Genomic DNA, 20,503 nt, shown 5'->3' on the forward strand with positions numbered 1-20,503 from the left:
AAATCATCAGCTCATATCGATTTTTGTCAGCTTATTTTAGTTTAATTTTTTCTAAATTTATTAGATATAAGTTAATCCTTTTTTAAGATTGATAAAATTTACACTTATTTTTAAATACTTTAGTCCCTCAATCATTATCTTAACTTTAAATAAGTAATACCACTAATTAGTTTATATATTATATATTCGCCAACATGATGAAAAAATCCTCGAACCAATCACTCCAACCTTCAATAGGATATGCAGCTCCTCCATTTACGCTTTTTAAAAGATTGGATGTATATTCTTCTCCTATAGAAAAAAGTTCACCTATCGTTATATCATATCCTCTAGATGTAACTACTTTACAAAATGAATCCATAACATCACGTTGTTTTCTTGTTTCCATAATCTCTTTCTTAAACTCTGAATCGTTCTTTGCTTCATCTAAAATTTTAATTAATTTTTCATTCATTATATACATTCCTTTCTATATAAAAAAGAAGCCATCTAAAAAAACTAAGATGACTTCACTTAATCGTTATAAACAATATTTTTACTAGTATAAAATAATTGGTGTACCTGGTTCTATATTTTCATAGATTTTCTTTGCCTTAGAAAAAGGTGTGTTTACACATCCATGTGAACCTGAAGATCTATATATACCTCCACCAAAAGAACCTCTCCAAGTAGCATCATGAATTCCTATATTTCCATTAAATGGAAGCCAATAACTTACAGGTGAACTATAGCCTTGACCAGTTAAAGAAACATTTCTAGCTTTATAGTTAAGAGGATATATCCCTGATGGGGTAGCAAATCCTCTACCTAAATCGCCTGTTACAACATCTGTTGATACAAGCATTTCTCCATTCTTAAAGAACCACATGTGTTGGTCAGAAAGACTAATCTCAACATATGTATTACCAATATCATCTTTATTACGAGATACAGCTTTTTGTATGTAGATAGGTTCTCTTGTAACATTTTTTCCAGCTTTTACAACATCAACTAAAGCTTCTGCTTCTTTCTTTTTATCTATCAACCATCCATAAATTCCACCTGAAATAGTAATCTCTTTGCCAGTTGCAGTTTTAAATGGTCTTGAATCTCCAAAAGTACTATATTTTTTGCTTAATCCTCTTGTATACTCTACCATCACATCATTATCGAAAGTTATGTCATAATTTTTTTCTGAGTCTACCTTTAACCACTTATTAATCTCAGAACCATCTAAAGTTTCCTTACGGTCACTAAAATCATATGTAACAACTACACTGACATATTTATCTAATGTCTTAATAGCCTCTTTTAACTTTTCTGAATCCTTTGTATTGTTTGGAACTTCATATAATTTACTCTCCTCTAAAGAAACAGAAGTAACACCAGAATTAATTGATTTTTTTACTAATTTATAAAAATCATCTTTTTTTACTTTGTTTCCAAGTACTTCTGGTACTATAACATAAGCATTTTTACTGCTATCATACTTAGGGTATGCACTCTTAGGCTCTACAACATTTTTACTATCAAAACAAGATAAAGCATTAAACCCTTTTTCTAGTAAATCTTTATCATATGAAAGAGTTACCATATTATTATACTCTTTAGATTTAAATATTCCACCAATCCATCCAAACGCACTTTGGCTATCTTTTATTTTTTGAACCTTATCATCTGGTGTAAACTTTAAATCTATATCTTTTGCTTTTATTTGTTCTTTTTTATTGTTTCTTTCCTCTAGACTTAAAGTATAAGAATTAGTACTTGATGTTAATAAATCATTTACTTGTTCAACTGTCTTTCCTGAAGCTTTCACACCATTAATAGTTGTACCAAAGTAAAAATGATTTCTAAAAAAGATTGCCATCCCTATATAAGCTACAATCAAAACACCTACTACTATAGCTATCTTAACTTTTAGATTTTTTTGCCCACTTTCTTGTTTTGCCTCTTTTCCTTCAATCATAACTAAATCCTTTCTTCATTATAATTACCTATGTACTTTACTAGTTTTAAAAAACCTTGTTTCTTCTATATACCCAAACTATTATATTATTAATTTATATTTTTAAAGATAGAGTTATTTACATGATATCAATTTATATTTCAGATAAAATGATTATTGTCAATTCCCCCTTTCAAAATCCCTTAAATATAACCTCTGCTATAATAATATATTACCATACTTTTAAGCATCAGTGTGGCTATCTGTCTATTTTTGTTACATTAAACTACTATTTCCAAAAAAAGAAACTAATATCTTGTTAGTTTCCTTTTTTGATTCATTCTTATATATTAGTCTCCAACTTAACATAACGTTGTTATATACATTTTATATAATTATTATTTAATTATTTTAGTTTCTATATCCTTTCCATCTGCATACTCTTTAAGTAAATCCTTAGCGTATCCAAAGTACTCTTCAATATCTGATTCCGAACTAAATGAAAATATACAAATTAGTATTTCAATTGCATCTGTTGTTATCATAGCTCTCTCGGAATCACTAGTTGGGCTTCCAAATTTACCTAATGAATCAGATAATATAGGTAGATTTTCTATATTTATCAACTCTTTTCCAATACCTTTATACTGCTCGCCTTCATCACCTACAGTAAAACATATTGGTGGATGTAGTTTACTTACATTATATGTACCAACTGGATATAATGATTTTATAGATATTAGATTATTTATTTCAACTATATTATTTATTGTATATAGACCCTTACCTTGAACAATTCTTCTAACTAATGCTTCTGAAGACGTTCTATATCTACTTGGATTTTTACCAAGTTCTTTATATGCATCTCTTGCATCTTTAATCTTATCCAATTTCGTAATATCTTCAATTTCTAGCTTTTGATTCAAAATATCACAAAACTCATTTATCCCATTTATTAACTTTTCTGAGCTTTTATTTACTACTACTTTTGCTTGGATACATCCTAATTTTGCATCAGGCCATTTGTCCTTAAGTTTTTTATCAATGCTTATATCTATCATACTCAAACAACTCCTATCATTAAATTTTTATTTAAGTTTTTTATCATCTATACATTATAGTACTATTCTTTTGTTAATAACATATTTATATCCAAAATAATTTATTTTTAACAGATTTTTATAAAAGATAATTACTTTCCTCATATCTGAATCTTACAAAATAAAAACACTAATTATCTAGCAAGCATTTATTAAATCCAAGCATATATAATAGTGTTTTATATGAAAAAATAAATTTTATTTTTAAAGTAATTTCATAAAATTTTGAACTGGCATTGGTCTTGCAAAATAAAACCCCTGAACTAAATCACATCCAAATTGCTTCATTAACTCAGCCTGTTTCTTACTCTCAACGCCTTCTATAATTACAATTAAATCTAATGATTTTGCTAGAGATACTATAGACTTTGCTATATTACGACTTTTCTCATCATTTTCAATACCATTAAGAAAAGACTTATCTAATTTTAATACATCAATTGGCATGTCCCTTAGACAACTAATAGAAGAATAACCTGTTCCAAAATCATCCATAGAAATTGAAAATCCATGCTTCCTTAATTCATTTAAAACACTTTTTAGTATATTTAATTCATTAATAACTACAGTTTCTGTTATCTCTAATTCAATTAAATTTGAATGTATGTTATATGTTTGGATAGTACTATTGATAAATTTTACAATATCTGGTTGATATAACTCAACTCTAGATAGGTTTACTGAAACTGGTACTAATTTTTTCCCTTGTTTTTCCCATTTAGATAAATCGCTACAAACTCTTTCAAATACAAATCTACCTATTTTTAAAATCAATTGACTTTTTTCTGCTATTGGAATAAATATAGCTGGACTTATAAACCCATGTTCAGGATGATTCCATCTTATCAGTGCTTCACTTCCTATCATCTCACCATTTACAAGTGAAAACTTAGGTTGATAATAAACTTCAAATTGATTCTTTACTAATGCTGTCTTTATATCATCTAAAATTATAGATTCCTCACTAAGCTTATTTCTAACATCTTCATTATAAATAGCATAGTTTATATTTTTACCTTTGGCAATAGACCTTGCCATATTAGCTTTATTTACAGCCTTTTGAGCATCTACTTCTCCTTCTTCTACGAAGTAAATACCCACACAAAGAGAAATTTCAAATACTGTATTTAGATTATTTTCAATATTACTTCGTATACTATCAATTTTTTTTATAATTTTATTTCTTCCATTTTTGTATTCACAAAAAATAGCAAAATAGTCACTTGAAAGCCGTGCATATATTTCACCTTCTGTTAGTTCCTCTTTTAAAGCACTTGCTATAGTAATTAATAGATTATCACCAAATTCATATCCAAAAGTATCATTAATCATTTTAAAATTATCAATATCAAAATATACTATAATATAATTTAAAGATGGTTTATTTAAAAGATACTTACTACATTCTCTATAAAATTTATTTTGATTTCCTATATGTGTAACTCTATCTTCATATGCTAAACTTAATATTTCTTTTTCATTAGATTTTTTTATGTACATTATATAGAAAATAATTGCAATAAACACAAATATAATCAATAATACTGCATATACAGCTCTCTTAATAATTTGCTCAGAATTACGGAATATAACATTTTCTGGAATTGAAAAAATCAAGTTCCAATCCTTTATATAATTATCTTTTTTCTTTCCATTATCCATAGTAGCATATCCTAGGTATCGTCTTTCTCCTGACATATTTAAGATTGCAGCACCTGTTTTATTTTCTTCTAATTGTTTTTTTAATTGATTTACATCTTTAATATCATTATCCTGCTTTAACAATTCATAAATATTTCTTGATAATCTATCTTGTTGAGGATGAAGTATAACTGTCCCATTATTTTTTACAACATAAGATATACTATTATTTTCATAAAAAGATACATTTATAAGTTTCATTAGAGTATTGACATCATAAGTACAATACAAAACTCCAACTACTTTATCATTATTTAATATTGGTACTGAGATAGTAATCTTTTTTACAGACTTATTTACTTCATCAATATATGGGCTTGAAACATACTTTTTACCATTAATTGAATTTTTGAAGAATTCTCTATCCTTAACAGAAAACTTATTACCCTTAGTATTTTCTGCATTCCCATTTATATCAACAATTGCCATAGTATAAAATTTTTGGTTTTCCATTTCATCTAAAAGCTTTTTTATTTTTTCTTCATTAGACATGTTAGGATTTGAAGTATAATAACTTGAAAAAATATTTAAAATATCTAAATCTTTTTCAATTTGTCTTTGTGCTAACTGAGAACCTTGTATCGCAACTTCTTTTATATGTACTTCTGCCTCTGATATAAGAAGTTTTCTTGTATCTTCTATATATAGATATCCTAATATCAGAAATAATGATGCCATTAAAAGAATTATAATTAATGTAACACTTTTATTTCTTTTAGTCATCTTACCCCTCCCTTAATTAGTCAACACTTTATATCCCTATTTATATCTTTATTAATACAAATTTATTACTTATCTTACATACAAATATACCCAAATATTACATATAGATTCATTCTAATTATTATAATAACATTATTTAATTGAATTTTGAATTAAAGTTTCAAAACTATTTATGTTTTTTTAAATGAAAAATCCCATATACAATGATATTATATATCTAATGTATACAGGATTTTAGTTTATTTATTTTATAGTAAGTTTTATAGTAAATTTATTTTCCATAATATGAATTTAAATACATTTCTTTTATTTCATTCATAAGAGGATATCTTGGATTCGCACCTGTACATTGGTCATCAAAGGCTTGAATCACCATTTCATCTAGTGAATCTATAAATTTAGATTCCTCAACACCAAATTCTTTTATAGTTTTAGGAATACCAACTTTACTCTTTAAATCTTCAATAGCTATCAATAAACTTTGGAATTTTTCTTCATCAGAATTTCCTTTTAATCCCAAGAATGAAGCTATTTCAGCGTATCTCTTTAATGCCTCTGGATACTTATATTGAGAGAAAGCTCCCATTTTCTTTGGTGCATTAGAAGAATTAAATTTCATAACACCTGTTATTAAAAGAGCATTTGCAACACCATGTGGTACATGATGGAAAGCACCTAACTTGTGAGCCATAGAGTGACAAACACCTAAAAATGCATTTGCAAAAGCCATTCCTGCCATTGTAGAAGCATTTGCCATTTTTTCTCTTGCTTCTGAGTCTTTTGCTCCATTATCGTATGCACGTGGAAGATATTCAAATATGCTCTTAATAGCTTGTAAAGCTAGACCATTTGTATAGTCAGTTGCAAGCATAGATACATATGCTTCTAATGCATGAGTCAAAGCATCAATACCAGAAGCAGAAGTTAATCCTTTTGGCATATTCATCATCATATCCGCATCAACTATAGCCATATTTGGCATCAACTCATAATCAGCTAATGGATATTTAACACCTGTATCTTGGTCAGTTATAACTGCAAATGGAGTTACTTCTGAACCAGTCCCTGCTGATGTTGGTATAGCTACAAAACTAGCTTTTTCACCCATTTTAGGGAACGCATACACTCTTTTTCTTATATCCATAAATCTCATTGCTAGGTCTTGGAAATCTACTTCTGGATGCTCATATAATGTCCACATTATCTTACCTGCATCCATTGCACTTCCTCCACCTATAGATATTATTACATCTGGATTAAACTCTCTCATAGCTTTAGCACCTATCTTAGCACATTCTAAAGTTGGGTCTGGTTCAACTTCAAAGAAAGTAGTATGCTTGATGTTCATTTCATCTAATAAGTCAGTAACTGTCTTAGTATATCCATTATTGTAAAGGAATGTATCTGTTACAATAAAAGCTCTCTTTTTATTCATTACATCTTTAAGTTCTTTTAACGCCACTCCTAAACAACCTTTTTTAAAATAAACTTTTTCTGGTGCTCTAAACCAAAGCATATTTTCTCTCCTCTCAGCTACTGTCTTAATATTAAGTAAGTGCTTAACTCCTACATTTTCAGATACTGAATTTCCTCCCCAAGAACCACATCCTAAAGTAAGAGAAGGAGCTAGTTTAAAATTATATAAATCACCTATACCCCCTTGAGAAGAAGGAGTATTAATTAAAATTCTACAAGTTTTCATAGCTTTAGTAAATTTATCAAGCTTTTCTCTCTGATTTACATCATCAATATATAATGAAGATGTATGACCAAACCCTCCATCTTCTACCAATTTTTCTGCTTTACTAACTGCATCATCAAAGTTGTTTGCTTTATACATTGCAAGTACTGGTGAAAGTTTTTCATGAGCAAAAGCTTCTTCTATTTCAACTGATTCAACCTCACCTATTAAAACTTTAGCATCAACTGGAACTTCAAAACCTGCTAATGTTGCTATTGTGCAAGCTGTTTGACCAACGATTTTAGAGTTTAATCCCCCATTTACTAAAATTACATTTCTTAATTTTTCTGTTTCTTCTTTATTTAATAAGTAAGCACCACGCTCTTTAAATTCTTTTTTAACTTCATTATATATATTTTCCAATACTATAACTGATTGTTCAGAAGCACATATCATACCATTATCGAATGTCTTAGATACAAGAATTGAATTTACAGCAGTTTTTATATCTGCGCTGTCATCAATTATTGCTGGTGTATTACCTGCACCGACTCCAATAGCTGGTTTTCCAGATGAATATGCTGATTTAACCATTCCAGGACCTCCTGTAGCAAGAGTTAAGTCAACTTCCTTCATAACAGTCGTAGTTAATTCCAAAGATGGCTCATCAATCCATCCGATTATACCTTCAGGAGCTCCAGCCAGAACAGCAGCTTCAAGAACTACCTTTGCTGCCTCTATAGTAGAATTTTTTGCTCTTGGATGTGGAGAAAATATTATTCCATTTCTAGTTTTTAGAGCTAAAAGTGATTTAAATATAGCAGTAGAAGTTGGATTAGTTGTAGGTATAACTGCTGCAACAACTCCTATTGGCTCAGCTATTTTAGTCATACCAAAGGCTTCATCTCTCTCTATAACACCACAAGTTTTAGTTTCTTTATATGCATTGTATATATATTCTGATGCATAGTGATTCTTTATAACTTTATCCTCAGCAATTCCCATACCAGTTTCTTTTTGTGCCATTATAGCTAGAGGAACTCTTTGCTTATTAGCTGCTAAAGATGCTGCTAAAAAAATCTTATCTACTTGCTCTTGAGTGTATGTAGCAAAGATTCTTTGAGCTTCTCTAATTTTTGCTAATTTTTTAACTAAATTTTCAACATTATTTACAACGCATGCATTATCTGCCATAGCTTCTTCTCCCCTTTTATTTTCTATTATAGTCTGTTCTTTATTAGCCATTTCAATGCCCTCCTAGAATAGTATAATCTTCTTTTTCTGTTAATTTATTAACAGTATAGCATGTTATCTTTGCATTTTCAAGTTATTTTTTTAACATTTTATTTTTTATTTAGTATTATATTATTTATATTAATAATAATATACTTTACAAATATCTAGATTAATTATATATTACTTTATTTTTTATATAAATCGTGAATAAATTCATCTCAACGCTTAAGGATAACGTTATTATTTTAACACTTATATTTTCATTTTTTTAATGAAAAAATCAAAAGATTTTTTTCAAGTATAGTATTGTATAAAAGTTATAAAGAAAAAAATACATTAAGAAGAAAATAAAGACTTAAAGAGTAAATTAAATACTCTGAGATATACAAACAGTTATAATATGTATTATAATTAGAGATATACACACTGATAATTTTTATATACTGTGAAATAAAATATACTTAATATATTACAAGTTAAAGTCCAGCAAATAAGATTGCTGGACTTTGTTAATATTACTAAATATACATGTATATCAGATTACATCATTAATCTATTGATGTGGACTTTTTATAACAGGTTGTAACTGTTTATTATCAAGAGCAAGCTCTATTGTTGGAATTATTAACTCTGTATGTGCAATCATAGAATTAGGCTTTGCATTACAATTATCTTGACCAAAAGGTACAAAATATATGTTTTTAGAGTTAAGAAGAGTTCCAATGTTTTTGAAATTAAAACTTAGAGCATCATTAGTTGATATTGATACTACAAGTGGTTTATCATTGCGAAGATGACCTTTTGCTGCCATCAATACTGGAGAGTCTGTAATGCCATTTGCTAGCTTAGCAGCAGTATTTCCAGTACAAGGGGCTATTATTATAATATCAGCAATTCCTTTAGGTCCAAATGGTTCTGCTTCTTCAATTGTAACAATAGGTTTATTTCCTGTCAGTTCATATGCTTTTTTCATAAATTCCTCAGAATTTCCAAATCTACAATCTATATTTTGTGATACATCTGAAAATATAGTGTGTACATTTGCTCCTGCTTTTACCAAATTCTCTAACTCTATAAATATTTTATCATAAGTACAAAACGAACCAGTAAATCCTACTCCAATTGTAAGTCCTTCAAGTCTCATCTCTAATCCCTTCTTTCATTTATAATATTTTCTATAGCGTTAACAAGAATTTCACCAGATGTCTTTGGTGAGTATTTACCAGGAAGCCCAAGACAAAGATTTGCATTAATACCTAAATTTTGTGTAACAGAATAATCTAATCCACCAGGAGAAGAAGCTATATCTATAATAGTTACTTCTCTTGATACTTTTTCTAATTTTTCTTTTGTTAAAATACATTCTGGTATGGTATTAAAAATATAATCAAACTTTAAAAGATTTTCATCAAGTTGATTTAAAGAAATACTAGAATACCCAAATGCATTAGCCGTACTCCTTGCATCATTATTTCTTGCTCCAACACATACATTTGCATCTAAAGCATATAATTTTTTAGCAAGTATTTGTGCACACCTTCCAAAGCCTAGTACTAGACAGTTACTTTGGTGCATATTGATTAGACTTCTTTTAATCGCTTCTGCTATAGCTCCTTCAGCTGTAGCAACTGCATTTAAAATAGCAACATCATTCATCTTCATAAAATCATAAACCTGAATAGAGTGTTGCTCACAAAATTTGTAAACTTTAGTTGGTATGTTTCCTCCAAATAGTATTTGATTAGGAGATAAGTTAATTAACAAGTTATCAATAGTAGCATCGAGACAACCATCAGTATTTTCAATACTAAATTGATTTTTTGTAAATGGAATTGGACATAAAATAATGGAACTTTTGGATAGTGCTTCAGCTAGTGAAGTTGCTTTTCCAGCGATTCCATTTATAATTTCATTTGCTATTCCATATATAACTACAGAATATCCTTTATTAATTAGTTTTTTTACCATGTACACTTGTCGCAGGTCTCCGCCTATAACAGTTATATCGTATTGATTTGACATATTGTAAGCCTCCTTTACTATATACAATATGTTTTTATCAATATATTGGTTCACTAAAATTATTAAATATTATACTTCTAACATTTCTAATAGTGCCAATCTATCTATCTTTTCAGAAGATGTATATGGTAATGAATCTAAAAAAATAATTTTTCTTGGAATTTCATTTCTAATTAAATAATTTCTAATCATAATCAATAAATCCTTTTTTGTAATCTTACCTATGGTTGTTACAAATAATGCAATTTGACTTCCTCTTATAGTATCTAAATAAGGTAATGCAACTGCATCTTCAACTTGAGGAATTCTTTTTACTATATTTTCAAGTTTGATAGAACTGACTTTAAATCCACCAATGTTTACAACATCATCACTTCTTCCTTCAAATATCAAATATCCATCATCATCAAAATATCCAATGTCATTGACAGAATAAGGCTCTGATGCATTATATACTGCATATTTGGTATTTACAAAAATTATTCCATCCTTAATATATACATCTATTTTTGGAAATGGTTTACCTACACTTAGTGGTTTCTCAATCAATTCATCATAACACAAATATGTAATGTAGTTTAATTCACTTGCTCCATAATATAAAATGATTTCAGAATCTGGCATATATTTTTTTATTTTTATTGCTGTATCCTCAAACAACAATTGAGAACCTGTAAAAACACTTCTAACTTTAACTATTATCTCACTTAAATATTTAACCAGTAACTGAAGCTTTGTAGGTATAAGATATATATTAGTTATATTATATTGTTTTATTACATTTATCCATGTTTTACAATTTAAACCTGAATTTATTACAACACTACCACCTTCATATAGTACTGACATTATAGAATTTAGATTTCCTGTAAAACTAAGTGTTCCATTGATAAATAAAATAGAGTCCTCAGAAATATGGAAAATTTCATTTTGTATAGGAAAAAATCCAGCCCAGCTTTCATATGTTCTATATAATACTTTTGGTACATTTGTAGAGCCTGAAGATAAAGCTCCCATACAAATCTCTTTATCTAAATAGTTTAAAATATTATTATATTGATATACATTTATACTATAATGTTCTGTAGAAGAATTAGCTACCTTTAATATTCTATTGCAACTACCATTAGATAAATCATTTATATCTATATTCTCATCGGATATAATAATTGAAATATTATTCTTTATTAAAATATCACTTAATACTATTTTAGAAAGATTATAATGACAAATGATAGGAACATTATTTGAATAGTTAACACCTAAAAAACTTACTAATTGGAACTTTATATTTTTAGAATAAATTAAAACAGGAATATTTTCACCTATAGAAATCTGTCTCCCAATCTCCTCACTATCTCTTAATATATTGTCATAAGTATACTTTTCTCCATCTATAATCAAAAAATCTTTATCTTTATAGTTGTTTCTTTTTACTTTTAAAAGTTCATAGTAATTCATAATCTACACCCTTTCAATCAATAAAGCAGAACCCAATCCTCCAGCAGCTGCTATAGAGCAAATTCCATACTTCCCATTAGTCTTTTCAAGTGCTTTTAAAAGATGTAACGCAATAATTGCACCAGAAGCACCATATGGATGACCATATGCTAAAGCCCCTCCAAATATATTATATCTATCAATTAATTCTGGATATTTTCTTTGAAATAAAACATCTATAACTGCAAATGCTTCATTAAATTCAATAGCAGATATGTCCATATAGTTAAGCTTTTCTATATCCAAAAGCCTCTCCATAGCTTTTATAGCAGATGTTGGACTTAATTGTGGCTCTGTTCCTATTGTACAAGAATTGATAACTTTAGCCTTTGGATTCTTTTTTGTATTCTCTAAATATTTTTTAGAACACAGAATAAGAAATGAAGCCCCATCATTAATAAGACATGCATTTGCTGCATTTGTAATACTTCCCTTTCCTAAAATTGAAGGTATCCTATCTAATAATCTTTGGCTCATTTTATCACGTATACCTTCATCATATGTATTGCTATCTATAGGAAATATAATATCTTCAAGAAATTTTTCTTCTCTTGTGTTTTTTGCTCTTCTATGACTTTCTTTCACCCAATAATCTAATTCTGCTTTCTCAATTTTATATAGCTTTGCCACTCTTTCTGCACCTTCAAGCATACTATTCTCACTATTATTATCTGGAGAAAATTGAGCAACTGCATAGCTTGGATTATTAATATTATACCTCCTATCGTTTTTATGATATGTACGCATTGGTTGTAGAGAACTACTCTCAAAACCTCCTGCAATAATTAAATCGCATTGCCCAGATTTAATCTTTGAAAATGCTATATCTAAGCTCATCATAGCAGAAGCACATTGCATATCTACAGTAAAAGCAGGAACTTCACTTTCTATTCCCGCTGTTAAAGTCATTAATCTTGTGATATTTCCTCCTGTACCAACTGCATTTCCACATATAATCTCATCAATCTTATCAATCTCATACTTTTCAATTAGGTGTTTTAAAACCTTTGCTCCTAGTAATTCTGGTTGAACACATTGAAAAATTCCATTTTTTAGACCAATATGACTTCTTAATCCTCCTAGTATAAAAACATCTTCCATACATTATATCCTCTCTTCATCATAGATTTCTTTTTAGTACGTTATTTAATTTAACACCTAAAAAAGATGCAATAATTGCTTTTATTGTATCTCCAATTAAAAATGGTACAACAGCTGCAAAAAGTGCTGCTTCTACCGTCATTTGATTAAAGTAACACATAAATACTGTTCCCATAAAATATATAATAGGCATACCAACAAAAATTGTTATTGGTATATATCTCTTAATATCATTATTTTTACCTTTTAATAAGCTAATAATTAGTGCTGCAAATAAAAATCCAAAATAAAAACCACCTGTTGGACTTAGTAATTTACCAATTCCAGATGCTCCTCCTCCAAATACAGGTATTCCAATTAAACCTATCATTATGTATACACCAACTGTACTAAATGCTTGTCTTGGTGTTAATATTAAAGCTATTAGATTTATCATTATTGTTTGTGCTGTTACTCCTGCTGGTGTAAATGGTAATGGTATATATATGTATGATGATATACATAATAATGCTACACATATTGACATTTTAGTTAAATCTTGAATATTTACTCTATTATTTTTCATTTTCATAATTCCCTTCATATGTCTTATTCAATTTAGTTTATATGTACATATACAAATCTTCTATTAAAGCTTTGTTTTAGTATAAAAGAAAGCTGTTTTTTTGTCAACCTAAAATATTGTATAGGTTTACATTCAACTTATAAGTAAACTTGCTTCTAATCCTTTATGTTTTAATGGTTATTTATAAAATTTTACTTATAAACAAATCTATTTGCCCTATACTTGTAAATTATAATATGATATATTTTATATGAGATTTTATTTCATATAATAAATTAACAAGGAAGTGACAATATGAAAACTAATGAAAATCAATTAAACAACATAGATAAAGAACTAGATGAACTTAGTAAAAAAGTTTATCTAGAATCCCCAGATTTTTGGATAAGTATTTCTGATAAGATAGTAGATAAAGTTTTTGATGAAATGTTATTATTTTTTGCAGTAAAATATGATTATTACAATATACTATCTTTTGCAATTGAAAACAATTATATAGATTTAAATATGCCATCAAAAAATAAAGACTATCCAGATATAATGAGTCATTTTTTATACACAGCAAAACAAAATAAATATAAAAAGATTTACAATTACCTTTTAAACTTAAATAAAAAATATACCATAGGTGAAAACTCCTCTTTAGATGATTCAAATCGCAATACTGAAAAGGACACTTTTGAAAAAAAAGATGTATATATTCCAAAATATATGTGTCCAAATTGTAATACAAATATTTTTGATACAGGCTATAGAGTGTCAAATGATATAACATATAAATTTTCTTTTCAAGATGCTGAACCGATTGAAGTATCTAATGAGATTTCTTCTATTAAATGTTGTAATTGTGATAAATTAATAGAGAATGTAACTACTGACAAATTGTATAGTATATGTAAAATTCAAAACTGTGATAATTGTGGTTCTAGCTTAACTAAAGTAGGAATTATTGCAAAGAAAAAAATGGAGTTTAATGAGAATACTGAAGAATTTGGGTATGTTTCAACGTCTTATTGTTGTAGCAATTGTGGTTCTGAAATAGATTCTTCTCAACAAGAATATTTTAAGCTTTAATATTTTATATTTTAAAAATAATTTCAAATAAGAATACTATATTATTAAATATTATTATAGAAATTTTTGTGGACATATTTGGAGATATAATTTAAATGCTTTTTGCATAGACACTTTAATGGTAATTAAAATTGCTATGAAATTAGATATTATTAAACTAATTTCATAGCAATTTTTAGTAATATAATTTTTATTAATTTTGGACAAATTTTATTTTCTATCTCTTTAATGTACCGACCATAACTCTTAAATCAATTGTTATATTAAATATCCCTGACTCTATCAACCTTAAAATCTCTTCTTCATCTGATGTTGATGTTAAAGGAGTCATTTTAACTAAGTTCATTAAATTTAATATATTGATATCAGTTTTATAATTGATTCTATTTTCATAAATTACATCAAGGTGTTTTTTAAATCCAGCTACAATGTTTTTATTATTATAATCATTATTCTTTATATTTCCCTGTATACTTTTCCTTATTTCTTTTAAATAATTTGATTATTGGACAATCTTTACTATTATTCCATCATCATTTAAAGCCCTTGTAAATTCCTTATAATTTGCAGGAGAAATTATATTTAATATTTTTATCTTCATATAATTTATTTAAGAAATATCCTTCTCCACATCCAGCATCTAAAATGTGGTTATGCATTACATACTTTGTTTCTTCTATTAAATTATCATATACTTTAGAATTATATATTTCATGTCTTGATTCAAATAATTCTTTATCATAAATAGTTTTAGTATTACTATTCAATTTAAACAGCACGAAATTATGGCTACTTATATAAGGTATATTTTTCTATCTTATATAAAATCATGTTATAGGTTTTTGTAAAATAGCCACAACTTGTGCGCTATCCTCTTATTCTAATATAATGCATAAATGCTCTTTTATTCATTACTTTATCCTCACTTTATCCTCCCATATCATTATATTTTTAATATCTCAAGTACATATAATTTATAATTTTAAAAATTATTTTTACAAATATACTAACTGAATAACAAATACATTTATTATTCTTCTAATAGAATATATTAATGTTATTTACTATATTCCATTATGTATTCTTTAAATCCTGAGTCTTCATTTATTTGCTCTTTTATTATATTAAATCCTTTTTTATTATAAAATACAACTGCTTTTTTATTGTCTTTGTATACTGCTAGGTTTAAATTTTTATATTCTTTAGTTGCATAGTCTAAGAGTTTACTTCCTATTCCTAGACTTTGATAGTTTGAGTTTATGAATAAGGCCCCTATAAAGCTTTTTTCTATTATGCTTATAAATCCTTTTATTTCTTCGCCATCATCATATACAAATGTATCTGATATGGGTATATATTCACTTTTGACAGTATTATAGTTATTTTTCCAGTATTCTTTACTTATAAAGTCATGTGCTTTGATTGTGCTTTCTTCCCATATTTCCATGATTTTACTTATGTCTTTATCATTTGATTTTCTTATCATAAATTTTATTTCACCTCGTTTTTATATTGATTTTTTGTCATATTTATAGTGCAAGTGTATTTTATTTAGATATAACTTAGTTAATATAAAACTTTATATTTAAATGAACTCAATTGGTAATTATCATTATTTTCAACTGATTTAGTTTTTACCTCAAAGTTTATTTTAGATTTTATTGACATAAAAATTTAATACCCTCATAGTATCAATTTTATTATTTTAACTGTCTACTATAAGGGTACTTAATATTTGTTCTAACTTTTCTTTTTCTGCAAGAACAATTTGGAAAAGTTGTTGTAGATTATCGTATTCATTGTGTCTTAGAGACTCTACAATTATACATACAGATTTAAAAATTCCTGTAAGTCCTAGATTACCAGACACACCCTTTAGAGTATGAGATTGCTCAAAAGCATAGCTGAAATCTCTATTTTCTATTGCCTCACCAAGTTTGTCAAAAGAAGTATCTTCTATAAAAGACAAGAGACAAGTGTAGTATAAGTTCTCGTCATTTACAAATCGTTCCATGACCTTTTCAATATTTACACCATATGTTGAAAGTTTATCTATAAACATACTCATTATCATTATACACTCCTTTATATAAGTAAGATTATATATATTACCCATCATATCCAAACCACGATATTATTCTTATCCTTCTTCTTGTATAAACTTAGTTAACTCTCAATTTATTATTTATTCTCACAAGAAAAGAAATTATTTATGGTACTGAATAATTTCTTTGGCTCTACAGGTTTAGCAATATGGGCATTCATTCCTGCTTCCTTTGTTTTCTCTATATCTTCATCAAAAGCATTAGCAGTCATGGCAATTATAGGAATAGTTGCTGCATTTTTCTTACGCATTTGACGAATAGATTTTGCAGCTAAAAGTCCATCCATAACTGGCATACGTATATCCATAAGGATAGCATCATAGTATCCTGCTGGTGCAGAAGCAAATGCCTCAATACCAAGCAATCCGTTTTCTGCAACATCAACTTCTAAATTTTTAGAATTAAGTAATCGTTTGGCTACCTCAATATTTAGCATATGATCTTCTACAAGCAATACTCGTTTACCAGTAAAATCATATACACATTCATTTGGTGGCACAATTTCTTCATCTTTTTTCATATATATTTTTTCAAATGCAGATGAAATAGAATCACGAAATAATGGCTTACTAATCAGCATATTAACTCCTGCACTTTTTGCTTCTTTTTCTATTGAAAGCCAATCATAAGCTGTCATGATGATTATAGTAACATTTTGACCTACAATTTTTCTTAATGCTCGAGTTGTCTCAATCCCATCCATATTAGGCATCTTCCAGTCAACTAATATAATATCATAATATACATCTTTATTCCAAAGTTCTTGCACTCGTTTAATGGCACTCATCCCTGAGTCTACATAATCTGCTTTTAAACCCATATCTTCTAAAATTTGCTCTGTATGTCGACAGATGATAATATCATCATCTACAATAAGTGCCTTCATTTTATTAAAGTGAACTTGAGATTTTTTTATGGATTTTTTATGACTCTCTTCGCTCACTCCTAACTTTAGTTCAATTACAAATTCACTACCAACTCCCTCAATACTATTTACACTGATTTCTCCACCCATTAGTTCTACAAGGTGTTTGCAAATAGCAAGACCTAACCCAGTTCCACCATACATGGCTGTAGAACCCATATGCTGTTGTGTAAATGGCTCAAAAATATGATTGATAAAATCTTCACTAATACCTACACCTGTGTCATTAATAATAAATTTCATGTTTGCAAAATCCTTGGTTTGTTTTTCTTGACTTATAATAAACTGTACTTTACCACCTTTTGGTGTAAATTTGATTGCATTACTGATAATATTAACCAATACCTGTTGAAGTTTCATGGCATCACCAATATAGTAATTTTCGGTAAAGCTTGTAACAATAGCATCATAATCAACACCTTTATCTTGTGCCTGCGTATAGCTTATGGCGTTAATACCATTTATAAATTCTTCAAATGGTATTTTTTCTTGTTTTACAGAAAGCTTACCACTTTCAATACGACTCATATCCAGAATATCATTAATCAATGACAGTAGAAAACGTGCTGAAATACCTATCTTAGATAAACAATCAGAAACCTGTTCAGTATCATTGACAACCTGTGCAGCCAATGTAGACATACCAATAATTGCATTCATAGGAGTGCGTATTTCATGGCTCATATGGGATAAAAATTCAGTTTTTGCTTTATTTGCCTGTTTTGCTGCTACCAAAGCATCATGAAGAATTTCTTGATGCTTCTTTTCATTATTTATAATCTCAGTAATGTCACTTTGCGTGTAAAAAAGCGTTTGCGCTTGTTTATCAATATAAGCAAATTTTAATTGTTTTCTTTTCTCTACACCATTTTCAACCTTAATAGTATATTCAATAGTATAAACATTTTTAGTCTCTAGTTCTTTTGTAACAACAGAAAGTAATAGTTTATTTATTATTTCATCATGCTGTTTTCTATCTAAATATTTTGAAAAGTATTCAGAAATAGTACTTTCATAACTTTTTTTCGTGTTCTTGGATAAAACTTTTTTACCATTATCAGCGAATAAAATATAACTAGCATTAATCGCATTGATGTAACCTACAAAATCATAGTTGGTATGTGAAATTAGATCCATAATTTGATGAAATAGTATTTCATTATTAATATCATAACTATATAGAAAACCAACAATATGGTCACTATTTGGTTTTTGAAAGAGTTTAATGGTAGTAGACACCCAACGATATGTATTATCTGGCATTTTACGTTGTACATGGAAATTTTTTTTGGTCTCTCCATTTTTAAAATCTTCAACCAAAATATCTGTCTGCATTGATGATAAAAAATCGTTTTTCTGTTCATCATTAATAAGTAAATCAGACAAGATAGCAACACACTCACTATAGTTTTTTCCAAAATAATTTTCAATTATTTCCTCATATGGTGAATCGACTTCCTCTACCAAACCAGATGTAAGGTCAACACGCATACTTGCAACTATATCTTCAGATATAAGTGCATTTTTGTATGAAATTTCCTCATTATAGCGACTTTCTGCAAGTTTTTTAGTGGTAACATCTTTACCTATGGCGTGGGCATAAACTGGTTTTCCAGTTTCATCAAAAACAGTAGTATAGTCTATATGTTCACACCACCATCCATTAGTATCTAAATTCTTCATCCAAAATTCACCAGAAACAGTTTTGGCTCCATTTCTCATTTTATAGTACATTTCTAAATATTCTTTGATAGAATCGCTACGAATATAGCCCTCTTCAACTAGTGATTCAGGCACATTTTTTACAATGTTGTCATATCCATGCATAAATTTTGATGATTGTGTTTGGAAAATTTCTTTTTTCTCAAAATTGTATGACCAAAACGCTACATCAGAATTTTCAGTTGCAATCCTAAATTTCTCTTCACTCTCACGCAATGCTTGTTCGATCCTTTTTTGTTTGGTAATATCCATTACTACACCATTCATAAGAGTTACTCCATCTTTATTATCAAATACACCACTACAAAGAATATATCGAATATTTCCATTGCCAGTTATAACACGCATGTCCCACTCCACGTAATCTTTCCCAGAGTTTAATGCAGTGTGAATAATCTCATGCACTATAGGTAAGTCATAAGGATGAACATATTCTGAACAATGATTGTGAATACGTTCTAGCATGCTCTCTTTTGTATATTCATGTATTTTATAGTACTTATCATTTCCATAAAGCAGTGTGAAATTTTCATCTACTACTACAGTGAAAACACCACCAAGATCTGTAGTACGATAAAGTTCTATTTGCTTACGTAGATCTGTTTCAATTTCGGTTAACTGTAATATCTTCTCCTCCATTTGTTTTTGCTTTGTGATATCAGTAATGTAGCCATCAAATACTTTCTCATAATTTCGAATATTAAAACGTCCACTTACAAGTGTATGCTTAATTTTTCCATCACCAGTCAAAATACGCATTTCCCATTCAGCTGTTTTACTATTCGCCTTCTTTGCCTTAAAAAGAGCCTCTTGCACATTTTTAAGGTCTTCTGGATGAATAAAAATGGTACAGCTTTTATTTAGTAATTTTTCCTTCTGATATCCATGTAGCTGAAAGTACAGGTCATTTCCATATAATAAAGTAAACTTATCATCCATTTTGACAGTATAAACTCCACCCAAGCTTGATGAACGATATAGTTCAAGTTGATATTGACTATCATCTATTAAGTTATTTTTTTCCTCTTCTATATTCATACCATTTTATCTCCTTAGACAATTCTTTAAACAAATCTATTATATCTGATTTCTCAAATTGAAATTCATATACCAAGCTTATA

At 28.1% G+C, this 20,503-nt stretch carries 16 protein-coding genes; 1 reads left to right on the forward strand and 15 read right to left on the reverse strand.

From position 1 onward, the window contains the following. Window positions 1-178: 178 nt before the first annotated feature. The 10 genes from IC758_RS15970 to IC758_RS16015 all read right to left on the reverse strand — a co-directional run bounded on the left by IC758_RS15970 (window position 179) and on the right by IC758_RS16015 (window position 13,556). Window positions 179-454 carry a Nif11-like leader peptide family natural product precursor gene (locus IC758_RS15970; RefSeq protein WP_227860586.1) on the reverse strand — a complete coding sequence of 92 codons (276 nt, stop codon included), beginning with the start codon at window positions 452-454 and terminating at the stop codon, window positions 179-181. An 84-nt stretch (window positions 455-538) separates the two neighbouring features. Further along, window positions 539-1,948, reverse strand: a complete 1,410-nt coding sequence (locus IC758_RS15975; protein WP_227433961.1) for a L,D-transpeptidase family protein — start codon at window positions 1,946-1,948, stop codon at window positions 539-541. A 377-nt stretch (window positions 1,949-2,325) separates the two neighbouring features. After that, on the reverse strand, window positions 2,326-2,988 hold the full coding sequence (locus IC758_RS15980; protein ID WP_227433960.1) for a B3/4 domain-containing protein: 663 nt from the start codon (window positions 2,986-2,988) through the stop codon (window positions 2,326-2,328). A 243-nt stretch (window positions 2,989-3,231) separates the two neighbouring features. After that, window positions 3,232-5,451 (reverse strand): EAL domain-containing protein, encoded by a 2,220-nt coding sequence (locus IC758_RS15985; protein ID WP_227824356.1) that lies wholly within the window; start codon window positions 5,449-5,451, stop codon window positions 3,232-3,234. A gap of 271 nt (window positions 5,452-5,722) precedes the next feature. After that, complete coding sequence (adhE, locus tag IC758_RS15990) at window positions 5,723-8,326, reverse strand: bifunctional acetaldehyde-CoA/alcohol dehydrogenase (RefSeq protein ID WP_227824608.1); 2,604 nt, start codon at window positions 8,324-8,326, stop codon at window positions 5,723-5,725. A gap of 595 nt (window positions 8,327-8,921) precedes the next feature. Further along, window positions 8,922-9,512, reverse strand: a complete 591-nt coding sequence (locus IC758_RS15995; protein WP_227433958.1) for a dipicolinate synthase subunit B — start codon at window positions 9,510-9,512, stop codon at window positions 8,922-8,924. Between the two features lie 2 nt (window positions 9,513-9,514). Further along, on the reverse strand, window positions 9,515-10,390 hold the full coding sequence (gene dpsA / locus IC758_RS16000; RefSeq protein WP_227482028.1) for a dipicolinate synthase subunit DpsA: 876 nt from the start codon (window positions 10,388-10,390) through the stop codon (window positions 9,515-9,517). A 69-nt stretch (window positions 10,391-10,459) separates the two neighbouring features. Continuing rightward, window positions 10,460-11,851, reverse strand: a complete 1,392-nt coding sequence (locus tag IC758_RS16005; protein ID WP_227860587.1) for an AMP-binding protein — start codon at window positions 11,849-11,851, stop codon at window positions 10,460-10,462. A 3-nt stretch (window positions 11,852-11,854) separates the two neighbouring features. Continuing rightward, window positions 11,855-12,991: a thiolase family protein gene (locus IC758_RS16010; RefSeq protein WP_227482026.1), complete on the reverse strand. Its 1,137-nt coding sequence runs from the start codon at window positions 12,989-12,991 to the stop codon at window positions 11,855-11,857. A 19-nt stretch (window positions 12,992-13,010) separates the two neighbouring features. Then, entirely contained in the window at window positions 13,011-13,556 is a 546-nt protein-coding gene (locus tag IC758_RS16015) for a biotin transporter BioY (RefSeq protein WP_227433954.1), read from the reverse strand. A 294-nt stretch (window positions 13,557-13,850) separates the two neighbouring features. Here IC758_RS16015 and IC758_RS16020 point away from each other — a divergent pair, with 294 nt between their 5' ends. Beyond that, window positions 13,851-14,630 (forward strand): hypothetical protein, encoded by a 780-nt coding sequence (locus tag IC758_RS16020; RefSeq protein ID WP_227860588.1) that lies wholly within the window; start codon window positions 13,851-13,853, stop codon window positions 14,628-14,630. Window positions 14,631-14,847: 217 nt separating this feature from the next. On the opposite strand, the gene IC758_RS21060 is transcribed toward IC758_RS16020, so the two are convergent. The 5 genes from IC758_RS21060 to IC758_RS16040 all read right to left on the reverse strand — a co-directional run bounded on the left by IC758_RS21060 (window position 14,848) and on the right by IC758_RS16040 (window position 20,420). Next, on the reverse strand, window positions 14,848-14,976 hold the full coding sequence (locus IC758_RS21060) for a hypothetical protein (RefSeq protein ID WP_255630934.1): 129 nt from the start codon (window positions 14,974-14,976) through the stop codon (window positions 14,848-14,850). Between the two features lie 211 nt (window positions 14,977-15,187). Next, the gene (locus tag IC758_RS16025) at window positions 15,188-15,409 is read right to left on the reverse strand and encodes a hypothetical protein (RefSeq protein ID WP_227433952.1); all 222 of its coding nucleotides are present in this window, start codon (window positions 15,407-15,409) and stop codon (window positions 15,188-15,190) included. Between the two features lie 278 nt (window positions 15,410-15,687). Further along, window positions 15,688-16,116 (reverse strand): N-acetyltransferase, encoded by a 429-nt coding sequence (locus tag IC758_RS16030; protein WP_227830898.1) that lies wholly within the window; start codon window positions 16,114-16,116, stop codon window positions 15,688-15,690. 219 nt (window positions 16,117-16,335) lie between these two features. Further along, complete coding sequence (locus IC758_RS16035; RefSeq protein WP_227830899.1) at window positions 16,336-16,704, reverse strand: Hpt domain-containing protein; 369 nt, start codon at window positions 16,702-16,704, stop codon at window positions 16,336-16,338. Window positions 16,705-16,811: 107 nt separating this feature from the next. Further along, window positions 16,812-20,420 carry a PAS domain-containing hybrid sensor histidine kinase/response regulator gene (locus tag IC758_RS16040; protein ID WP_227860589.1) on the reverse strand — a complete coding sequence of 1,203 codons (3,609 nt, stop codon included), beginning with the start codon at window positions 20,418-20,420 and terminating at the stop codon, window positions 16,812-16,814. Between the last annotated feature and the right edge of the window lie 83 nt (window positions 20,421-20,503).

Source organism: Clostridioides sp. ES-W-0016-02, assembly GCF_020641035.1.
Classification (GTDB): Bacteria; Bacillota; Clostridia; order Peptostreptococcales; family Peptostreptococcaceae; genus Clostridioides.

What these genes read in the sequence shown, in the direction of transcription:
- IC758_RS15970 (WP_227860586.1), bottom strand. Translation starts at nt 454, where the DNA reads ATGAATGAAAAATTAATTAAAATTTTAGATGAAGCAAAGAACGATTCA.
- IC758_RS15975 (WP_227433961.1), bottom strand. Translation starts at nt 1,948, where the DNA reads ATGATTGAAGGAAAAGAGGCAAAACAAGAAAGTGGGCAAAAAAATCTA.
- IC758_RS15980 (WP_227433960.1), bottom strand. Translation starts at nt 2,988, where the DNA reads ATGATAGATATAAGCATTGATAAAAAACTTAAGGACAAATGGCCTGAT.
- IC758_RS15985 (WP_227824356.1), bottom strand. Translation starts at nt 5,451, where the DNA reads ATGACTAAAAGAAATAAAAGTGTTACATTAATTATAATTCTTTTAATG.
- adhE (WP_227824608.1), bottom strand. Translation starts at nt 8,326, where the DNA reads ATGGCAGATAATGCATGCGTTGTAAATAATGTTGAAAATTTAGTTAAA.
- IC758_RS15995 (WP_227433958.1), bottom strand. Translation starts at nt 9,512, where the DNA reads ATGAGACTTGAAGGACTTACAATTGGAGTAGGATTTACTGGTTCGTTT.
- dpsA (WP_227482028.1), bottom strand. Translation starts at nt 10,390, where the DNA reads ATGTCAAATCAATACGATATAACTGTTATAGGCGGAGACCTGCGACAA.
- IC758_RS16005 (WP_227860587.1), bottom strand. Translation starts at nt 11,851, where the DNA reads ATGAATTACTATGAACTTTTAAAAGTAAAAAGAAACAACTATAAAGAT.
- IC758_RS16010 (WP_227482026.1), bottom strand. Translation starts at nt 12,991, where the DNA reads ATGGAAGATGTTTTTATACTAGGAGGATTAAGAAGTCATATTGGTCTA.
- IC758_RS16015 (WP_227433954.1), bottom strand. Translation starts at nt 13,556, where the DNA reads ATGAAAAATAATAGAGTAAATATTCAAGATTTAACTAAAATGTCAATA.
- IC758_RS16020 (WP_227860588.1), top strand. Translation starts at nt 13,851, where the DNA reads ATGAAAACTAATGAAAATCAATTAAACAACATAGATAAAGAACTAGAT.
- IC758_RS21060 (WP_255630934.1), bottom strand. Translation starts at nt 14,976, where the DNA reads ATGAACTTAGTTAAAATGACTCCTTTAACATCAACATCAGATGAAGAA.
- IC758_RS16030 (WP_227830898.1), bottom strand. Translation starts at nt 16,116, where the DNA reads ATGATAAGAAAATCAAATGATAAAGACATAAGTAAAATCATGGAAATA.
- IC758_RS16035 (WP_227830899.1), bottom strand. Translation starts at nt 16,704, where the DNA reads ATGATAATGAGTATGTTTATAGATAAACTTTCAACATATGGTGTAAAT.
- IC758_RS16040 (WP_227860589.1), bottom strand. Translation starts at nt 20,420, where the DNA reads ATGAATATAGAAGAGGAAAAAAATAACTTAATAGATGATAGTCAATAT.